Annotated in this window: 15 protein-coding genes; 4 read left to right on the top strand and 11 right to left on the bottom strand. The window is 38.2% G+C overall.

Translation table 11 applies throughout. From position 1 onward, the window contains the following. Positions 1-153 precede the first annotated feature (153 nt). Positions 154-735 carry a hypothetical protein gene (locus ACOWPH_RS05255; protein ID WP_015214372.1) on the bottom strand — a complete coding sequence of 194 codons (582 nt, stop codon included), beginning with the start codon at positions 733-735 and terminating at the stop codon, positions 154-156. Between the two features lie 37 nt (positions 736-772). Next, the gene (locus tag ACOWPH_RS05250) at positions 773-2,005 is read right to left on the bottom strand and encodes a sulfite exporter TauE/SafE family protein (protein ID WP_015214371.1); all 1,233 of its coding nucleotides are present in this window, start codon (positions 2,003-2,005) and stop codon (positions 773-775) included. Positions 2,006-2,147: 142 nt separating this feature from the next. Here ACOWPH_RS05250 and ACOWPH_RS05245 point away from each other — a divergent pair, with 142 nt between their 5' ends. After that, the gene (locus ACOWPH_RS05245; RefSeq protein WP_015214370.1) at positions 2,148-3,164 is read left to right on the top strand and encodes a M20/M25/M40 family metallo-hydrolase; all 1,017 of its coding nucleotides are present in this window, start codon (positions 2,148-2,150) and stop codon (positions 3,162-3,164) included. Here the strand turns inward: ACOWPH_RS05245 and ACOWPH_RS05240 are convergent. Next, positions 3,161-3,598, bottom strand: a complete 438-nt coding sequence (locus ACOWPH_RS05240; RefSeq protein ID WP_015214369.1) for a hypothetical protein — start codon at positions 3,596-3,598, stop codon at positions 3,161-3,163. The genes ACOWPH_RS05245 and ACOWPH_RS05240 overlap by 4 nt on opposite strands. Before the next feature lie 255 nt (positions 3,599-3,853). On the opposite strand from ACOWPH_RS05240, the gene ACOWPH_RS05235 reads away from it, so the two are divergent. After that, on the top strand, positions 3,854-5,512 hold the full coding sequence (locus ACOWPH_RS05235; RefSeq protein WP_015214368.1) for an alpha/beta hydrolase: 1,659 nt from the start codon (positions 3,854-3,856) through the stop codon (positions 5,510-5,512). A gap of 704 nt (positions 5,513-6,216) precedes the next feature. Here ACOWPH_RS05235 and murD read toward each other — a convergent pair. The 3 genes from murD to ACOWPH_RS05220 all read right to left on the bottom strand — a co-directional run bounded on the left by murD (position 6,217) and on the right by ACOWPH_RS05220 (position 10,441). After that, a complete protein-coding gene (gene murD / locus ACOWPH_RS05230) occupies positions 6,217-7,611 on the bottom strand; it encodes a UDP-N-acetylmuramoyl-L-alanine--D-glutamate ligase (RefSeq protein ID WP_015214367.1) in 1,395 nt (464 codons plus the stop codon). A gap of 80 nt (positions 7,612-7,691) precedes the next feature. Beyond that, positions 7,692-9,842 (bottom strand): glycine--tRNA ligase subunit beta, encoded by a 2,151-nt coding sequence (glyS, locus tag ACOWPH_RS05225; protein ID WP_015214366.1) that lies wholly within the window; start codon positions 9,840-9,842, stop codon positions 7,692-7,694. A gap of 170 nt (positions 9,843-10,012) precedes the next feature. After that, positions 10,013-10,441, bottom strand: a complete 429-nt coding sequence (locus ACOWPH_RS05220) for a hypothetical protein (protein WP_015214365.1) — start codon at positions 10,439-10,441, stop codon at positions 10,013-10,015. Between the two features lie 480 nt (positions 10,442-10,921). On the opposite strand from ACOWPH_RS05220, the gene ACOWPH_RS05215 reads away from it, so the two are divergent. Further along, positions 10,922-11,146 carry a hypothetical protein gene (locus ACOWPH_RS05215; protein WP_015214364.1) on the top strand — a complete coding sequence of 75 codons (225 nt, stop codon included), beginning with the start codon at positions 10,922-10,924 and terminating at the stop codon, positions 11,144-11,146. Positions 11,147-11,289: 143 nt separating this feature from the next. On the opposite strand, the gene ACOWPH_RS05210 is transcribed toward ACOWPH_RS05215, so the two are convergent. Both ACOWPH_RS05210 and ACOWPH_RS05205 read right to left on the bottom strand, forming a co-directional pair. Then, positions 11,290-11,637 (bottom strand): hypothetical protein, encoded by a 348-nt coding sequence (locus ACOWPH_RS05210; protein WP_015214363.1) that lies wholly within the window; start codon positions 11,635-11,637, stop codon positions 11,290-11,292. Positions 11,638-11,949: 312 nt separating this feature from the next. After that, a complete protein-coding gene (locus ACOWPH_RS05205) occupies positions 11,950-12,351 on the bottom strand; it encodes a fasciclin domain-containing protein (protein ID WP_015214362.1) in 402 nt (133 codons plus the stop codon). A gap of 120 nt (positions 12,352-12,471) precedes the next feature. On the opposite strand from ACOWPH_RS05205, the gene ACOWPH_RS05200 reads away from it, so the two are divergent. Continuing rightward, complete coding sequence (locus ACOWPH_RS05200; RefSeq protein ID WP_015214361.1) at positions 12,472-13,422, top strand: putative 2-dehydropantoate 2-reductase; 951 nt, start codon at positions 12,472-12,474, stop codon at positions 13,420-13,422. A 7-nt stretch (positions 13,423-13,429) separates the two neighbouring features. Here ACOWPH_RS05200 and ACOWPH_RS05195 read toward each other — a convergent pair whose 3' ends face one another. Genes ACOWPH_RS05195 through ACOWPH_RS05185 form a run of 3 tightly spaced genes read right to left on the bottom strand, consistent with a single transcriptional unit; the run spans position 13,430 to position 16,411 of the window. Next, positions 13,430-14,131 carry a hypothetical protein gene (locus tag ACOWPH_RS05195; RefSeq protein ID WP_015214360.1) on the bottom strand — a complete coding sequence of 234 codons (702 nt, stop codon included), beginning with the start codon at positions 14,129-14,131 and terminating at the stop codon, positions 13,430-13,432. Positions 14,132-14,150: 19 nt separating this feature from the next. Then, the gene (locus ACOWPH_RS05190) at positions 14,151-14,855 is read right to left on the bottom strand and encodes a hypothetical protein (protein WP_015214359.1); all 705 of its coding nucleotides are present in this window, start codon (positions 14,853-14,855) and stop codon (positions 14,151-14,153) included. Between the two features lie 14 nt (positions 14,856-14,869). Continuing rightward, complete coding sequence (locus ACOWPH_RS05185) at positions 14,870-16,411, bottom strand: FAD-dependent oxidoreductase (protein WP_015214358.1); 1,542 nt, start codon at positions 16,409-16,411, stop codon at positions 14,870-14,872. Positions 16,412-16,619 lie beyond the last annotated feature (208 nt).

Raw genomic sequence — 16,619 nt, 5'->3', positions numbered from 1 at the left:
GATTGGGGACTGGGGATTGGGGATTGGGGATTGGGGATTGGGGATTGGGGATTGGGGATTGGGGATTGGGGATTGGGGATTGGGGACTGGGGACTGGGGATTGGGGATTGGATAGTAATTGATAATTACGAATTACGAATTACGAATTACGAATTACTGTCTTCTTAATGCTTTAACTAAGAAAATTACAATACCTAAAGATAGCAGCGTAATTGCCAAGATAATTATAGGCTGTATGAATCCTATCGCCGTACTTTGCTGTTGATTAGTCTCAGTGATATTTTGTACAGATTCTGGTGCTGCTACAGCCTTACCTGCGGCCACGGTGACTTGAAACTTTAACTCAAAAGGTCGAAAATTCCCTTCTGTGATTGGTTTACCTTGCAGTTGCAATTCATAAACCCCCGGTTTGGGAAAAGTAATTTCTGCTCCTGGTATGCCTTGATATCGTTCAGCTTGTATAGGTATCAAATCAGGTTCAAGCAGTGCAGGTTCTCCTGGTGTATGGGGTTCGGCATAAATAGCCAACTGACAATTACACTCTTTCAGCGGAAGCACTTTACCACCTTTGCGGGTGAGAGCAAACCATGTTTGAGCCGGTTCACCAGCACGGGGGTTATCATTGGGTTCAATGTGGATAGTACCACCAACATCACCTGCTATTTTTACCGTATGGGCAGCAGCAATGGGCAGAAATAATAATTCGTAATTCGTAATTCGTAATTCGTAATTCATAATTCATAATTCATAATTGGGAAAAACTATTACCCTGTCACCTGTCACCTATATTCTTTGGGGGGACATATAACTTTTCTATACTGGACTTTGACCAAAAATAATGCGATCGCACTAACAACACACAAAGAGTAATAATTCCTAGTAGCAAAGCCGCTAATTTATTCTCCCAAGTCAATCTTAAAGCACCCAGGTAATGAGAACCAATCAATACTGCATGAATGGCACTTAATAACAAAGCGGGAACGCTCAAAAGATGAATTTGTCGCCAATGCTTACCTAACGACTTTTGCAGAAAATCAAAACTTGTACAAGCCGCAGGCATCATTAATACCAACGCCACCGCACCTGCACCCATTCCCCATTGAAATTCTGGCGGCAAAAACCAGAAAGCTGCAAAATTCCATTCTAGGGAGTGTTCTATCATGTGGATGGTATGTACTCCCGACAACACAAACGCCCCCACTCCTAAAGCACGACGATAGCGCATAGGCGATGTCCAAAGGTTGCTGATAGGACGAGCAATTAGCGCCAGAATTAAACATATCAGGGCGGCGTGTCCACTGTAGTCTACCATTGTGTCACCAGTTCGCAATAAGGTAATTGCACCGATGATTAATGTCACCCAACCGCCCAAACGGAACAACTGACTACGGCGATCTTTACTCATTAAAGAAGTGGAAACACCTACTCCTAACATTGTCGGTAGAGTTCCTAAGCCAAAAGCTAACATGGTAATTGCACCATGCCATAAATTACCCGTTGCAGCAGCTTTAATTTGAGCAGCGTATAAAAAACCGCAAGGCATTAAACCCCATGTCATCCCTAGTAATGCTGGTGTCCACCATTTTGTGTGTAAAGATAGCTTCACCATACCTGCACTCAAACGGTTATGTAAACTACCTTTTAATAGAGGGTGTAATAAGGGAATACTCGGTAATAAGTCTGGCTTGACTTGTCCTAAACCAAACCAAATCAACATTACACCTGTAATAATTGCTATCCAGCGGCGGAAATCGCTACCAATACCTACTAATTGTCCACCTTCGACTAATACAGAACCTAATGCGCCAATACCCGCACCTACTAGAGCATAACTCAACATTCGTCCTAAGTTGAGCAAGGTATGAAATTTTAATTGCTGTTGCCAACCCTGAGTTTCTTCTTGATGGGAAAGGGAAAATGCAACTGCTAAGGGGCCACACATCCCAAAGCAATGTCCAAAACTCCCCAGGAATCCCAAGATTGTGATCAACAGCAAATCTAACATAAATAAAGTCCTGAGTTCTAAGCTCTGAAAAATCAGAACTTTTCTAGAGTGGGAATATAGATTAAATTTTTGATTTTGTCAAAAGACACGCTGTCAAATTAGGTGTTGCGTTATCTTAGTTTGGAAGACAGGAAAAATTATCATGAAAAAATGGCTTTGGCTACTTTTGGTGATATCGGGTGCAATAGTTGTGATGGGCATTAGTGGTTTTTTCCAGCAACCTGAGACTTTACCTGTCGTTGAAAATACACCTATAGAAAAGCCCCAAGCACAGCCAGAACAACAAAATAATACTTCTATTCCATTGGTGTCTGCTGATCAACTTTTGGCACATATTCAGAAATTAAATTTTCAGCGTTTTACTCCAAAAGAGCGATCGCACTCCCGCACTTATATTACAACTCAATTGCGAAAATTTGGCTGGAAACCCCAAATAGAAAAATTTCCCACTGGTGTAAATATTTTTGCCCAAAAACAAGGAACTGACAAAGCCGCTGGTGCAATTCTTATCGCTGCTCATTATGATACAGTTGAATTTTCTCCCGGTGCAGATGATAATTCCACTGGTGTAGCTGTAGTATTAGAAGTTGCTAGACTTTTTGCTACCCATCCCACATCTAGAACATTGCAGTTAGCTTTTTTTGACAAAGAAGAAACAGGACTTTTAGGTAGTCAGGCTTTTGTGAAAAAAGCAGCACGGTTAAAAAATATCCAAGGTGTAATTGTTATGGATATGGTAGGTTATGCTTGTTACACTTCTGGGTGTCAGCAATATCCGACTGGATTACCTGTAACTCCACCTAGTGATAAAGGTGATTTTTTAGCCGTAGTCGGTGATATGGAACATTTACCTTTATTAAATGCTTTTAACAGCACTAATCAAAATCTACCCGCAGTGCTAACATTACCCATACCCTTTAAAGGCTTATTAACACCAGATACCCTTCGCAGTGATCATGCACCCTTTTGGTATCAAGGTGTAGGTGCTGTTTTAGTGACAGATACTGCTAATTTGCGTAGTCCTAATTACCACCAGCCAAGTGATTTACCAAAAAATATTGATCGCGCTTTCTTCACAGGTTCAGCACAAATTATAGTCAATGCTACTAATACTTTATTAGAAAAATCCGGTGTTTTAACAACTCAACCTGCAACTTAATTAACCTTGTTTTTAGGAAATGTCAAAGTCCAATTTTGAGGATTATTAAGCTCAGAATACAAACCTTGAAAAATCATTTTGACAGCAGTGCGAGTTCTAATATAGTGCCTAATTAAATGGGTTCCTGGTTCTGCAAAAACATCATCATAATTTTGGCTATGTCCAAAAGGTTTAGAACAATATTGACGATTGCCTGGAACAGTTAGCAAAAATTTGCTTTCTTTGTACTTATCAGGAACCTTAAATATTGCGTATATATGATGTTTACCTAGCCAAGGTTTAACAACAACCTGAGTCGCTTGAACTTGAAAATTTGCTTTTTTAAATTTCAGCATATCGACAAGGCTACAAGGAGAATCATTTATAGGCCACCAAATAACAATAATTAAGCAAGAAAGCAGAAAAATAGAACCATATATAAAGGGACTACGCATAAATTTAAATTAGTTTTGGCAACGAAAGTTGTGTTGAAATAAATCAGAATAATGGCATAGTATATCAATCCTAAATGATTTATGAACGCTTTCTTTTCCCTGCTCCCTATTCCCTATTCCCTGCCCCCACCAATCAGTTCTGAACTCAAATAGGATCGCTATATATCAATTATTTTATTCCATGTTTTTCACAAGTACAGTAGTCAAACACACTAAAACCAGCTACAATCCTCTAAGTAGAAGTGCAGTTTAAAAATGTTGACAGGAAACAGTTGGAAAAATAGCAAGCTAGTTGCAAGTGTATTTAGCGCGATACCTGCGGTAGCGATCGCATTCATGCCATTATTAGGAGCAAACACTTCAGCGCAAGCAGCAGATACAGTTGTTGTCCGGTATGGAGCATTAGAAGAATCTGCTTCTTTAGCTGACTTAAAAAAATCGGTAGAAATTGGAGAATTACCCGCTAGTTTAGGAACTTATACCAAAAGGCTATCAGAACAACAACGCCGCTTTTTGGTAGGAGGATTGAGAGCAAGAATACCGCTAAATGTCGTCACCCTGACTAGATTACTTAATACTCAAATTGCTAGCACCGTTCTCAATGACATTTCTGCTGGTATCAGCCGCAAAGATAAAGCTGGTGTTCAAGCACTAAGATCAGGATTAATTTTAGGTGCTAATTCGCCTCAAGGTTTATCTGTACTCAGTTTTATTGCTGCTTATCCCAGTAAAAGCCTAGAAATTGATGTACCTAAGGCTTTAAATGTGGCAAAAAGCTTAAATATGGCTTTTTTGCGGACTCAAATGTTTATGCTGGCTATGGCTCCCCCAAATGCCCCCAGTAATCTAAAATCATCTTATCCCCTTGACCCTCAACAAACTGGAAATAGCCAAGTTCAAGTTCTTAATTTAAATTTAAATGACGAAAAGCGCAATCGTAATATTACCGTAGATACTTACTGGTCAAATTCCGCAAATACCGATAAACCTGTAATTGTCTTTTCTCACGGTTTTGGCTCAAACCGCGCTGATTTGCGTTATTTAGCACAACACCTCGCATCCCACGGTTATGTAGTCGCAGCCTTAGAACATCCAGGTAGTAATCAAACTAGCAGTGAATTAGCAACTAAAAATAAAACCCAGTTGCTAAAACCTCAAGAATTTTTAGACAGACCTCGCGATATTAGTTTTGTTGTTGATGAATTAGAAAAAATCAACAAAACTGCCAATAACCCACTCCAAGGAAAACTTGCAACTGATAAAGTCATGGTTGTTGGTTATTCTTTTGGTGGAACTACAGCTTTAGCACTAGCTGGTGGTGAATTCCAAATTGAAAGCCTCAAACAAAGCTGTGAAGAGAAATCGGCTAAATTGAGTATAGTGGAAGGCTTTCTGTGTGTAGCTAAAGAATTACCAGAGAAAAGCTATCAATTGCAAGATCCCAGAATTAAACAAATAGTTGCACTTAATCCTGCTACTTCTTTGTTATTTGGTGAAACTGGTTTAACAAAAGTACAAATTCCCACCCTCGTTTTAGCAAGTTCCGCAGATAGAATTACTCCACCTTTAACCGAACAGGTAATAGGCTTTGCTAAAATTCAGACTCCTAAATGGTTTGCTGGTGCTGTTGGTGCTACACATTTGAGTGTTATTGATCCTGATACCAATTCAAATCAGCCAGTAGATCCAAATACACCATTTTCTAGTCGAGAAATCAAGGGTGAGCAAGCAACTGATGTGCGGAAATTTGTGAAAATTGTAACTCTAGCAATGGCAGCACAGTTAACACCAGAAGCTAGTAAATATGCGGCTTTTTTGACTCCAGAATATGCTCAAATTTCCTCAACTAATCTGTTTCCATTTAGTATAGTCAGACAAATTCCTATGGAAGCAATGGGGTTGATGAAAAGATAGTTAGAAAAATAAAAAGGCTTGGAAGGGAAACCAAGCCAAGACTTCACTCAGGGTAAAATATATCCTAGTTTATAAAGTCTCAGTAATTTAAGCATCCTCCTTAAGGAGTACAATCAAGGCTAATTTTGAACGAAAGCACTGCTAAATTTACTTTATGGTGTGATATAGTAAAAGTATAAAAAAAGGCTTGGTGTTGCGCCAAACCTTAATCACAGAAGTGAAAGACTCTGGCAAATTTAATCATTTATAAGATGGATAATTCATCTATCTTTCTATATAGCTGTGGGATTTAAAAGGGAATGGGGAATAAACTCGGTAATTAATTTTCTCTGATTACTTAGAATAGTGTTGATAGTTCTACTAAGAGAACAGCAAAAAATAAATTCCCTAAAAATTGTAGGGTGAGTTATGCTACGCTAACCCACCACTATTCCTTCAATTTATAGCGGGTTACAAACTACCGTCCTAACCCTTCCGTCAGGCAATACTTGTCGGTTAAGCTAAAAACATTAAATTAGGTAGGTTGGGTTGTTCGCGTTAGCGTTGCGAAGCAATGGAACGTTCACGAAGTGTGCCGGAGGCATAACCCAACATTTACACGCATTTGTTGGGTTTCACTATCGTTCAACCCAACCTACAAAAATTCTTAACCGAACAGTATTGTCCAGTCAGGGATACAGTATGACATACAGCACTTCCCGATATTATTCTGAATTCTGACTCCTGACTCCTGAATTCTGTTCCATAAGACACAATTGCCGAAAATGATCGCCGCGTATTTCAAAATTTGGATATTGGTCAAAACTTGCACAAGCGGGAGATAACAAGACGACAGATGCTTGATGGAGTTTAGCTAATTCTGCTGACTTGGGTACAGCTTTTTCCATTGTTTCCACAATTTCAAAGTTAGTATATTCTACCTCTTGCAGACGTTCAGCAAATGCTGGTGCAGCATTACCAATGAGTAAAACAGCAGCCGCTTTATCCTGGATTTTGGCTAACCAACCAGTATCATCACCTGCTTTAGCTTCACCACCAGCAATTAAAATTGCGGGAGTTTTTACAGATGATAAACCAACTTCTGCGGCATCATAATTAGTCGCTTTGCTATCATTAATAAAATCAATACCTTCCCAGGTACAGATATGTTCTAAACGATGGGGAACACCGGGAAATTCACGCACAGCATGGGAAATCGCATCAATATTAATTCCTGCTAACCGCGCTGCTGCTACTGACATAAGGAGATTTTGTTGGTTATGTTCTCCTACCATTCGCAAAGCCGAAACTTCTATAATTGGTGTGGGTGTAGAGGTTGCAGATAATTTTTCTATTACCCAACCATTTTCTATATAAAAGCCTTTTTCAGCAATTAAAAAATCCTTACCTTTAACACTTGTCCAATAAGCATTTGGCCAATCACTTAATCCTCTTTTACTTAAATAGGCATCATCCCCGTTGAATATTTGCAACTGAGAATTATTTAATAGCTTGGCTTTAATATTGTAGTAATTTTCTAGAGTTTTATGACGCGCTAAATGATCTGGTGTGAAGGTTGTCCAGATACCAATGCGGGGAGAAAGAGTTACGGAAGACTCAATTTGATAACTGCTAAGTTCACCAATTATCCAATCTGGTTTTTCTACAGCTAAAGCTACTTCGCAAGCAGCCAAACCGATGTTACCACAGGCAGGAGCGTTAAATCCAGCAGCTTGAAAAATGGCAGCAGTTAAGGCTGTGGTGGTAGTTTTACCGTTTGTACCAGTAATTCCCACCCAAGGAATATTTTGTAAATTTCGCCAAGCTAATTCCATTTCCCCAATGGTTTCAATCCCTAAGTCTCGTGCTTTGACTAAGATAGGAATATCCCAAGGGACACCGGGACTAACGACTATTAATTTGGGTAAATGAGTATTATTTAGATCTGGAATGTGACCTAATTTAACGGGAATTTTTTCAGTGGCAAGTTCTTGTTGTTGTTTGAGGAGGGTCGGGGAGGTGCTACTATCATTTAACTCCACCTCCCAGCCTTCCTGTTTCAACAATCTTGCCGCAGCAACGCCGGACTTTCCCAATCCAATAACTATAGCTTCTGGCATAGACTGTGTAGCATCCCTGGTTAAGCTACCCTATGGTAGCGTTAATTAGCAAAAATTACACCTGTTTTTGTTGACTTTTGCTACAGATTTTTCACGATCGCACCAAAGTCAGCTATAACACGAGCATGATTGCGAAGTAATCCCAGTAAATTTAACCGATTTCGCTTAATATCGAGATTGGAGTCCATGACTAATACGCTATCTTCACCATCAAAGAATTTACTCACGGTGGGAGCAATTTTTTCTAGTGCGGCTACTAATCGTAGGTAATCACGGTTTTGTTGCGCTGCTTGGGTTTCGGGTACTAACTCAATCAAGGCGTTGTAGAATGCAGATTCAGAGGATTTTTGGAATAATTCGGGGTTAATTAAAGATTGCGGTTCTAGCTGCTGGAAGTCTAAATCGCCTTGTGCTGCTAGACGGGTGGAACGGTTGACGGTTTCGTAGATTTTATCTAAAGTACCGTCTTTGCGGATTTGTTGCAAGTAGAGAGCGCGATCGCGTACATCTAATAAATCCTGTAATGCTCTTTCTGTATATTCTGGGTCATTTTCTCCCAAAACAGCATTTACCAAATCATAATCAATCTGCTTTTCTTCTTGTAGTAAGGTGCGAATCCGTTGCAGGAAAAATTCTTGCAAAGTTTTAATTAATGATTTCGCATCTTTGTTAAAAGCAGTTGCAAAATCTGTGGCTATTTGTTCTAATAGCTTTTCTAAATTAATCTGTAGATTCGCAAACCATGTAATATTAACTATGGCATTGGCAGCGCGACGCAGTGCAAAAGGATCGGATGAACCTGTGGGAATTAAACCTAAGCCAAAGATACTGATTAAGGTATCTAATCTATCAGCTAAACCAACAATTTGACCTGTGAGAGTTTGGGGTAAAATATCATCAGCATTTTTGGGTAAATAATGCTCAATTATTGCTGTGGCAACTTCTGCATCTTCCCCACTAGCTAAAGCATATTTTTCTCCCATAATTCCCTGTAATTCTGGGAATTCATACACCATTTGTGAGACTAAATCAGCTTTACACAATAATGCTGCTCTTTTAATTTTCTTGCTTTCACTTTCTCCTAATCGCAATTGTTGAGAAATGAGATTAGCAATATTAACAACTCTGTCAATTTTCGCCCGAACTGAACCTAAATCTTCTTGGAAAGTGACTTTTTCCAATTGAGGTAAAAAGCTTTCTAATGGTTTAGCTAAATCAGCTTCATAGAAAAATCTACCATCAGCTAAACGCGCTCGAATTACCCTTTCGTTACCTACAGCAATAATATCTGATTTGGCAGGATCACCGTTAGAAGTAGTGATGAAATTGGGTAATAACTCTTTGCTATCAGCAGTTTTAAAAATAGGGAAATAACGCTGATGATTTACCATGACTGTAGTAATTACTTCAGTTGGTAATTGGAGAAATTCATCTTCAAATTTACCGATAACTGCGCTAGGAGATTCAACAAGATTGATGACTTCTGCTAATAAATCTGGGTAAATTGGTGTATATCCGCCTAACTTTTGTGCTGCTGTTGTCACTTGTTCTTTGATCATGTTTTCCCGTTCTTCTGGGACAACATTCACAAAACCAGAACGCAGGGTATTTACATATTCTGTAGCGTGGGGAATACTTACAGGTTCTGGATGTAAAACGCGATGTGCTTGAGATATTCTATTACTCTTGACAGTTTTACCGCCATTTTCCAATTCTAACGGCAAAACATCCCCATCTAATAAAGTCACCAACCAGCGAATCGGACGGGAAAATTTAGCATCTCCATGTCCCCAACGCATTAACCGCTTTCCTTCTAAATTCCAAATCCATTGGGGAACAAGTTCTGTCAAAATTTCCGCAACTGGACGGCCGGGAGTCTTTTTTTGGATAAAGATGAAATCACCTTTTTCAGTGGGACGAATTTCAAAAGCTGCGACTTCCACACCTTGTTTTTTAGCAAAACCGACTGCTGCGGGTGTGGGTTGACCATCTTTAAAAGCTGCTTGCGCGGGTGGCCCTTTGATTTCTTCTTCTTTATCTGGTTGTTGAGATGGTAAACCGGTGATTAAAACTGCTAATCTGCGAGGAGTTCCATAAACTTCAAAAGCTTGATATGTAAGGCTGTGAGCTTCCAGAGTTTGGGGAATGCGCGATCGCCATTGTACAATAGCATTACTAAGAAAGCTTGCAGGTAATTCTTCTGTTCCAACTTCTAATAAAAACGCAGGCATAGGTCACTCTTAACTTTATCAGTCAATTCCAACAGTGTACCTTGCCATCAGGCTGAAGTATCCAATGTACAACTGATTCGGCAGAATTTTCTTTTTTCCAATGTAGAGACGTGACCTGGTTAGGGATTCTCCGCTCTACATTGTTTTTCACACCTATGTCTAAATATCTTCTAACATTTAGTGGCATTGGGATCTTCAAATTCACCAGGCTGACGGATCAGAAGTTCATTTAAAATCATCTGACCGGCAGGATTTATTACCTGTAATCGTACCAAATCGGATTGGACAGTTTGCCAGGCAACTTGATATTTAAATTTGCCATTAGTCCAGGTGAAGACAGGACGAGCTTTAGTACCAGATGCTCTAGCACCAACTAAACAAAGTTTTTTGCCTGTTTTCAGGTTTAAATTTTTGTAGTAATAATTACCTTTTTCTTCCCAAAGAGTTAAATGCCAAGTGTGTGATTGACCCTTCTCTGCAAAAAATTCTCCATCTGGAAAAGCGAGACCAGCCACAGCTTGATTATGGACAGCAATATCTGTGGCTATGGGCAAAGAAAGACCCAGAACTAAAGCAATGCTTATTCCTTTAATTTGCATAATTGATTACCAGTCTAGAAGTAGTATAACTTTAGATACATTATTATATAGCAATTCCCAAGCTCATGAAATACACCCCACCCGCGCTGTCGCGCACCCTCCCCTTACCAAGGGGAGGGTTGGGGAGGGGTAATTTTGTATCTAACTAGAGTGGGAAAGGCTATATAATCATTTTTCGCTCATCTTGTCAGACATAACTAAAGTCATTACGTCTGCCACCCTTCATCTTATTTTCCGCTGATTCAAACATTTTAGCCTCCTACCAAATGCAATAAAATTATACTGACCAATTTTGCCTAAAAATTAATTGCTAAATTCAGAATATTGCTAGACATAATTAATCTATTTATGTCCAGATAATTGAAGTAAAACCCTTGATTTAATATGGTTTTTTTGAAACCATGATAAATAAGATTAGTTGCAATCAAGTCTAATCTATAAATTGCAGAAAACTTACATTGAGATAAAGGAGAAATTCTCATGGCTAATATCCATATTTCCAAACTACTTCCTACTGGTTATGAACTATTCAATGATTCCGCCAGCTTTCTCAACGAACTAGCTACTCAGGAAACTCTATTTGTTGCAGGCGGTGGTCATTCTTGTCATGGTAAATACCACGGACACAACCATTCTTACAAAGACTACTCCTACAAAGACCACTCTTACAGAAACAACTCTGGCTACTCTGGCGGCTGGTGGTAATTAACTAAATCAATCCAGAGTATTAGCTATTAGTAAAAAGCTAATTAAATAATACGGGAGAGTAATATGATTACCCTCCCACTTTATTGATATATATTTAATCTGGTTAATGTGGCAAATTGATATGAACCAATCTTTTGAACTTATTCAGATTGTCTATTATACTTCCAGTGAGCGAGCAATGGTAGCGCATTAAACCGCCAGAGAACAGCAGCTAAATTAGTTAGTAAACAAGTCATTGCTAGACCCAATAAAATATAAGTTGGTAGCATCACCACACCGATCATTAACCAAGTATAAACGTGTAGCATCATCACACAAGCGAAAACACTAGCAAAACCAGCAGATTGCCATACTTGAATTGTGGGGCGGTTTAGTGCTGTGAGGGCAATTGTTAACAATGTGGACAGAATGTTTGCTGGTATGAGAAATGCACAAATACCTGCACAGTTGGCACGAGATAATTCAGCTAAAGTGTTGAAATCGAGCATTAAATTATGGTAATTAAGAATTGACTTATTATAAGGTTAACATTTATTTATTTACCTACACTCATGATAGCATGAGAGTGAGTACTCGTGTAGATTATTTTACATTGTTTAAAGAATTAAGCCAACCAAAATCCTTAACCTAGATATTGAGATATGGTGGAAAATGGCCGCCATTACCAACAGGACTTATTCAACTGGAATATTTAGTAGAGTGCATCAGACCCGAAAATCTGTGATTGTTGCCAAATTATGGAGTCTGACGCAACCCACAAGAAATATTGGTTGTGAAATTCAGCTTTAGCCCTAACTAAATTAACCCATTAAAATCACAGTATCAATAACATGAATTACACCATTATCTGCATCAATATCTGCTGCTAAAACCTGGGCATTTTTCACTTCAAAACCATCTTCACAATTAATTTTTATAGGGGAACCTTCCACAGAAATCACCGTACCCAGTTTACTTAAATCAGCTTGAGTCAGTTTTCCGGGAACAACATGATATGTTAAAATTCGTGCTAACTGGGGAATATTTTGTAATAAAGTTGTAATTGTACCTGGGGGTAACTTAGCAAACGCCTCATCAGTTGGTGCAAAAACTGTGAATGGCCCGGGACTTTTCAACGTTTCCACTAAACCAGCCGCTTGCACAGCTGCTACCAAAGTTTGAAACGAATCATTACCAACTGCAATATCAACAATATCAGCCATTTATGTCACCTTATCTCTGCCAAAAGTTCTAAAGAATAGTAAATCATATTTAAATTTTATTAACTCACATCTTGCTACAATATCCTTCTATGATTTTCCTAAGATTTCTCTATAGATGAAATGGGTAAACGCACATACGCAATTATCGGGACTGGTGCATTAGGCGGTTTTTATGGCGCTAAACTACAAAAAGCTGGCAATAATGTCCACTTTTTACTCAAAAGTGATTATCTACAAGTCAAGCAACATGGTTTATTGATTGAATCTAAAGACGGCGATTTTATCCTCCCCCAAGTCAACGCCTACAACGACGCAGAGAAAATGCCTCGGTGTGATGTGGTGGTAGTAGCGCTAAAAACTACCCAAAACCACTTGCTACCGCAAATATTACCATCTGTCGTCAAACATGATGGGGTAGTCTTAGTATTACAAAATGGAATTGGCATAGAAGCAGAAATTTCCCAAATTGTCAGCAACACTTATATTTTAGGTGGTTTATGTTTTCTTTGTTCCAACAAAGTAAGTCCTGGACATATTCATCATTTAGACTATGGACAAATCGCCCTTGGTGAATATGCTTCTAACTATCTCCCCACTGGAATTACAGACAGAATGAGGGAAATTGCAGGAGACTTTCAAAATGCGGGGATATCAATAGAACTAGCAGAAGATTTACTATTAGGACGTTGGAAAAAATTGGTCTGGAATATTCCTTACAACGGATTATCTGTGATTCTCAATGCTACAACTGATGAATTAATGGCAGATATTCACACCTGTCAGTTAGTTAAACAATTAATGTTTGAAGTAGCCGCAGGTGCAAAAAGTACAGGAAGAATTATTCCCGATAGTTTTATTCAAACAATGCTTGATTATACAGTAAAAATGACACCATACCGCACCAGCATGAAAATTGATTTTGATGAATGTCGTCCTTTGGAAGTAGAAGCAATTTTTGGCAACTCATTAAATAAAGCAGAATCAGCAGGTGTAAATTTACCGCAGATTCGTTGTTTATATCAACAGTTGCAGTTCTTAAATGCCAGAATACAAAATTCTGTCTTAACTTAAACTAATTCTACTTAAAAATTGTTGATATCGCATTCATAATATCTAGATAAAAGTTACCTTTTACCGCCCGAAATAACTCAAATTTAGTACCTGGCGCACCAAAAAAGGGACGAAGAAACCATCCTAATTGGATACCCACAAAACCATACAGCAATAACCATGATTTTAAAATTGTAGTCCGAGTTTTTTGTCCAACTTCATCTTGTTGAGAAAGTAACTGCATTCCTTCATAAAGAAACTTCACACCAAAAACACCTGTGATTGCAAAAATCAAGACATTTAATAGTTTGAAAAACTGATATGAATCAGGTGCTGTAATCATAAAGAACAGCGTCACTGGTGCTAAACTAAATAACAGTACACTAATTACTGATACTGCTGTGAGTAAGATGACAAAATGCTGTTTAAAGCTACTGCGAGAACCAAATAAAACATTAAAAAAGAACAATGTCGGGAAACAGATAATCAGTGTTAATAAATAGAAAACTGGAAGTTTAATTGCACCGGATAATGATTGCGCCCAACTGTGAGATGCACCGATAATTGCCCCATAAATTGCGAAAAATATAGAACTGGTAACAAACAAAGAACTGATTTTATGTGGTAATCTGATTTCTTGGCTAATTTCTTCTAAAAAACCTTGGCGATTTCTTAATAAACTTAGTAAAACACCAAAGTGTTTTTTTACATAAGCTTGTTGTTCTATCATTTTAATTTCCCCTGAGTAATTAACGAATTCCTAAAATATGACCGAGAGATTGCAGCACACTCAAATAAAAGTTGCCTTCTCTTTCACGGAACAATTGAAATATAGAATCTGGTGTACCAAAAAAAGGTCTGAGAGTCCATCCTAACTGACTACCTACAAAAGCATAAAGAAATAACCAACCTTGGATAATCTTTTTGCGTGTTTGACTACCTTCATCTTCTTGTTCTAAGACTACATTAGTAGCATTATATAAAGAAGAAATACCAATAAATCCTGTTAGGGAAAAAATAATGACATTTAACAAAATCAAAAATTGATAATTATTGGTAGTCATTAAAAAAAACAAGGCAATTGGTGCAAAACTAAATAGTAGAACACTAGTAACTGCAACCGCTGTTAACACCAAGGCAAAATATTGACCAAAGGTACGCTTTGAACCAAAAATAATATTAGAAAAAAACAAAGTTGGCAGACAAATCAACAGAGTTATTAAGTAGAGTGCTGGTAATTTTACTGCTGAAGATAAAGCTTGCATCCAGCTATGATATGCACCAATAATTCCACCATACATTGCTATAAATAGGGAACTACAAACCAAGAGAGAAATAATTTTACTTGGTAATCTTACACCTTGACGAATTTCTTCAAGAAATACTTGACGTTCTCGCAGTAATTGAATTAAGACTGCAAAGTATTTTACTCTAATAGATTTACGTTCAATCATCTTATCCTCAGATATTATTCAGAATAATCACCACCGGAACCAAATTTCCAAGCATCAACCAAACGATGCCAATAATATTGTTGTTTTTCTGGCAACATATTAACTAATGATTCTAAGAGGGGATTTATAGAAAACAAGCCAGTATACACACCTAAATTAATATAATGTAACATCCAATCTAGTAAACTATATAAGCCAACTTGCGGAATTATTTTAGCAACTAATACAGGATGGGATAAACCAGTTTTTAATAAAGTTTGTGTTAATGCCCCATACTGGACTATATCTTGTAAAAATGGTTTTAAAACGGGTGTACCTAGCTGTTGCATTTCTTGAAAAACGGCAGCGAGTAATTGATTAATTTGATTGGGGGCAATTTTTTGATTTATACCCACACTCATTGCTTTTTGAAACAACCAAGTGACACTCAAACTAGGTTGATATGGTTGCAGAAGTGATAAAGATAGGGCAGATAATTGATCAGTTTTTAGTGCTTCATCAATACCATAAGTTAATCTTTGTAAATGCCGCACCATAGCGCCAAAACCACCAAAACTTAAAGGTGATTGATTTCCGCTACTATCTCCCACTGGTAAAATGCGATGCCAAGGAGTTTTGAGAGGACTTTGACGATAACTAGGAAAAAAACCAAACAACGCTCTTTTAAAGTTGAGTTGACTAATTTCTACACCTTGATATTCTGGTAAAAGACGGAGATATTCATCAAACAAAGTTTCTAAATTCAAACGTTGGGGATTTGCATCCATATAGGTAAATAAATAGGTTGTTCTCCCATCTTTAGCGGGAAATGCTTCCCAAAAGTATTGGCATTGATTTTGCAAAGCCGTGAAAGATAACAACAAATCACCTGCATCATTTTCCGGAAATCCTTCAGCACAACTTCCCACAACTAAACATAGTGCATCTGGTTTTTTCCCTTGACGCGCTTGTTGACATATTGGTGAAAGATTTCCCATTGCGTCAAGTAATAATCTGGCTGTGAATTTATTGTTTACAGTTATTCCGTTGGGGTGAACTACCGCTGCGGTGAAGGGTGTATTTTCAAATAACTGACCTCCGGCAGCGAGAAAGCGGGTTTTTAAGGTTTCTAATAAATAAACAGGATCTACACCGATGTTGAGGACATCTTCTACCCAAACCTCTGTGCCACCTTGAAAGCTAACTCGTGCTGGGTTATATTGAGTTGCGATCGCTCTTTCTAATTCCACCTCTGTCAGCAAGTCCAATTCTCGAAACACTTCCAACTCTTTGCGGGAAATATTCCATTCCTGTTCCCTCCCTCGCAAAAAACCTCTTTCTAGCAATGCTACACGCACACCCCGCACTGCTAAAGTGCAACCAATCAAAATTCCCAAAGTACCACCGCAAATAATTACATCCCAGTCTACAGAGTCTAAAGGCTGCTGGTTTTCTTTAACTACATTTGGGATAGTTGCATTGTCTGCTCTTAGGGATGTTAATATGCGGTCAGTACGACGTAAACCACCTAAAACATCACCAGGTAGTGGGGAAAGAATCTCTTCAGTTAAAGACATACAATTTAATTCCAGTCAATTGCATATTATTGATCCTATCGTTTCCCTAAGTAGAAAATTTCACAAAGTTGTCACATTTTACCAAAGTTGACCCAAAAATTAGCTTTGTCTACCTATTAGTCAACTAATCTTTCACCCTTAGTAAGATTTGAATGGCATAACTTTTTGACTATCATCAGTAACGACTAACGAGTAAGGCGTGAATATA

Source organism: Anabaena sp. PCC 7938 (assembly GCF_049315035.1).
Classification (GTDB): domain Bacteria; phylum Cyanobacteriota; class Cyanobacteriia; order Cyanobacteriales; family Nostocaceae; genus Anabaena; species Anabaena cylindrica.
The sequence above is the reverse complement of the archived record's forward strand: the minus strand, read 5'-3'. Positions and strand labels throughout refer to the sequence as shown.

Coding starts and splice junctions, on each gene's coding strand:
- ACOWPH_RS05255 (WP_015214372.1), bottom strand. CDS start 735: ATGAATTACGAATTACGAATTACGAATTACGAATTATTATTTCTGCCC.
- ACOWPH_RS05235 (WP_015214368.1), top strand. CDS start 3,854: ATGTTGACAGGAAACAGTTGGAAAAATAGCAAGCTAGTTGCAAGTGTA.
- ACOWPH_RS05215 (WP_015214364.1), top strand. CDS start 10,922: ATGGCTAATATCCATATTTCCAAACTACTTCCTACTGGTTATGAACTA.
- ACOWPH_RS05210 (WP_015214363.1), bottom strand. CDS start 11,637: ATGCTCGATTTCAACACTTTAGCTGAATTATCTCGTGCCAACTGTGCA.
- murD (WP_015214367.1), bottom strand. CDS start 7,611: ATGCCAGAAGCTATAGTTATTGGATTGGGAAAGTCCGGCGTTGCTGCG.
- ACOWPH_RS05185 (WP_015214358.1), bottom strand. CDS start 16,411: ATGTCTTTAACTGAAGAGATTCTTTCCCCACTACCTGGTGATGTTTTA.
- glyS (WP_015214366.1), bottom strand. CDS start 9,842: ATGCCTGCGTTTTTATTAGAAGTTGGAACAGAAGAATTACCTGCAAGC.
- ACOWPH_RS05200 (WP_015214361.1), top strand. CDS start 12,472: ATGGGTAAACGCACATACGCAATTATCGGGACTGGTGCATTAGGCGGT.
- ACOWPH_RS05195 (WP_015214360.1), bottom strand. CDS start 14,131: ATGATAGAACAACAAGCTTATGTAAAAAAACACTTTGGTGTTTTACTA.
- ACOWPH_RS05190 (WP_015214359.1), bottom strand. CDS start 14,855: ATGATTGAACGTAAATCTATTAGAGTAAAATACTTTGCAGTCTTAATT.
- ACOWPH_RS05205 (WP_015214362.1), bottom strand. CDS start 12,351: ATGGCTGATATTGTTGATATTGCAGTTGGTAATGATTCGTTTCAAACT.
- ACOWPH_RS05250 (WP_015214371.1), bottom strand. CDS start 2,005: ATGTTAGATTTGCTGTTGATCACAATCTTGGGATTCCTGGGGAGTTTT.
- ACOWPH_RS05220 (WP_015214365.1), bottom strand. CDS start 10,441: ATGCAAATTAAAGGAATAAGCATTGCTTTAGTTCTGGGTCTTTCTTTG.
- ACOWPH_RS05240 (WP_015214369.1), bottom strand. CDS start 3,598: ATGCGTAGTCCCTTTATATATGGTTCTATTTTTCTGCTTTCTTGCTTA.
- ACOWPH_RS05245 (WP_015214370.1), top strand. CDS start 2,148: ATGAAAAAATGGCTTTGGCTACTTTTGGTGATATCGGGTGCAATAGTT.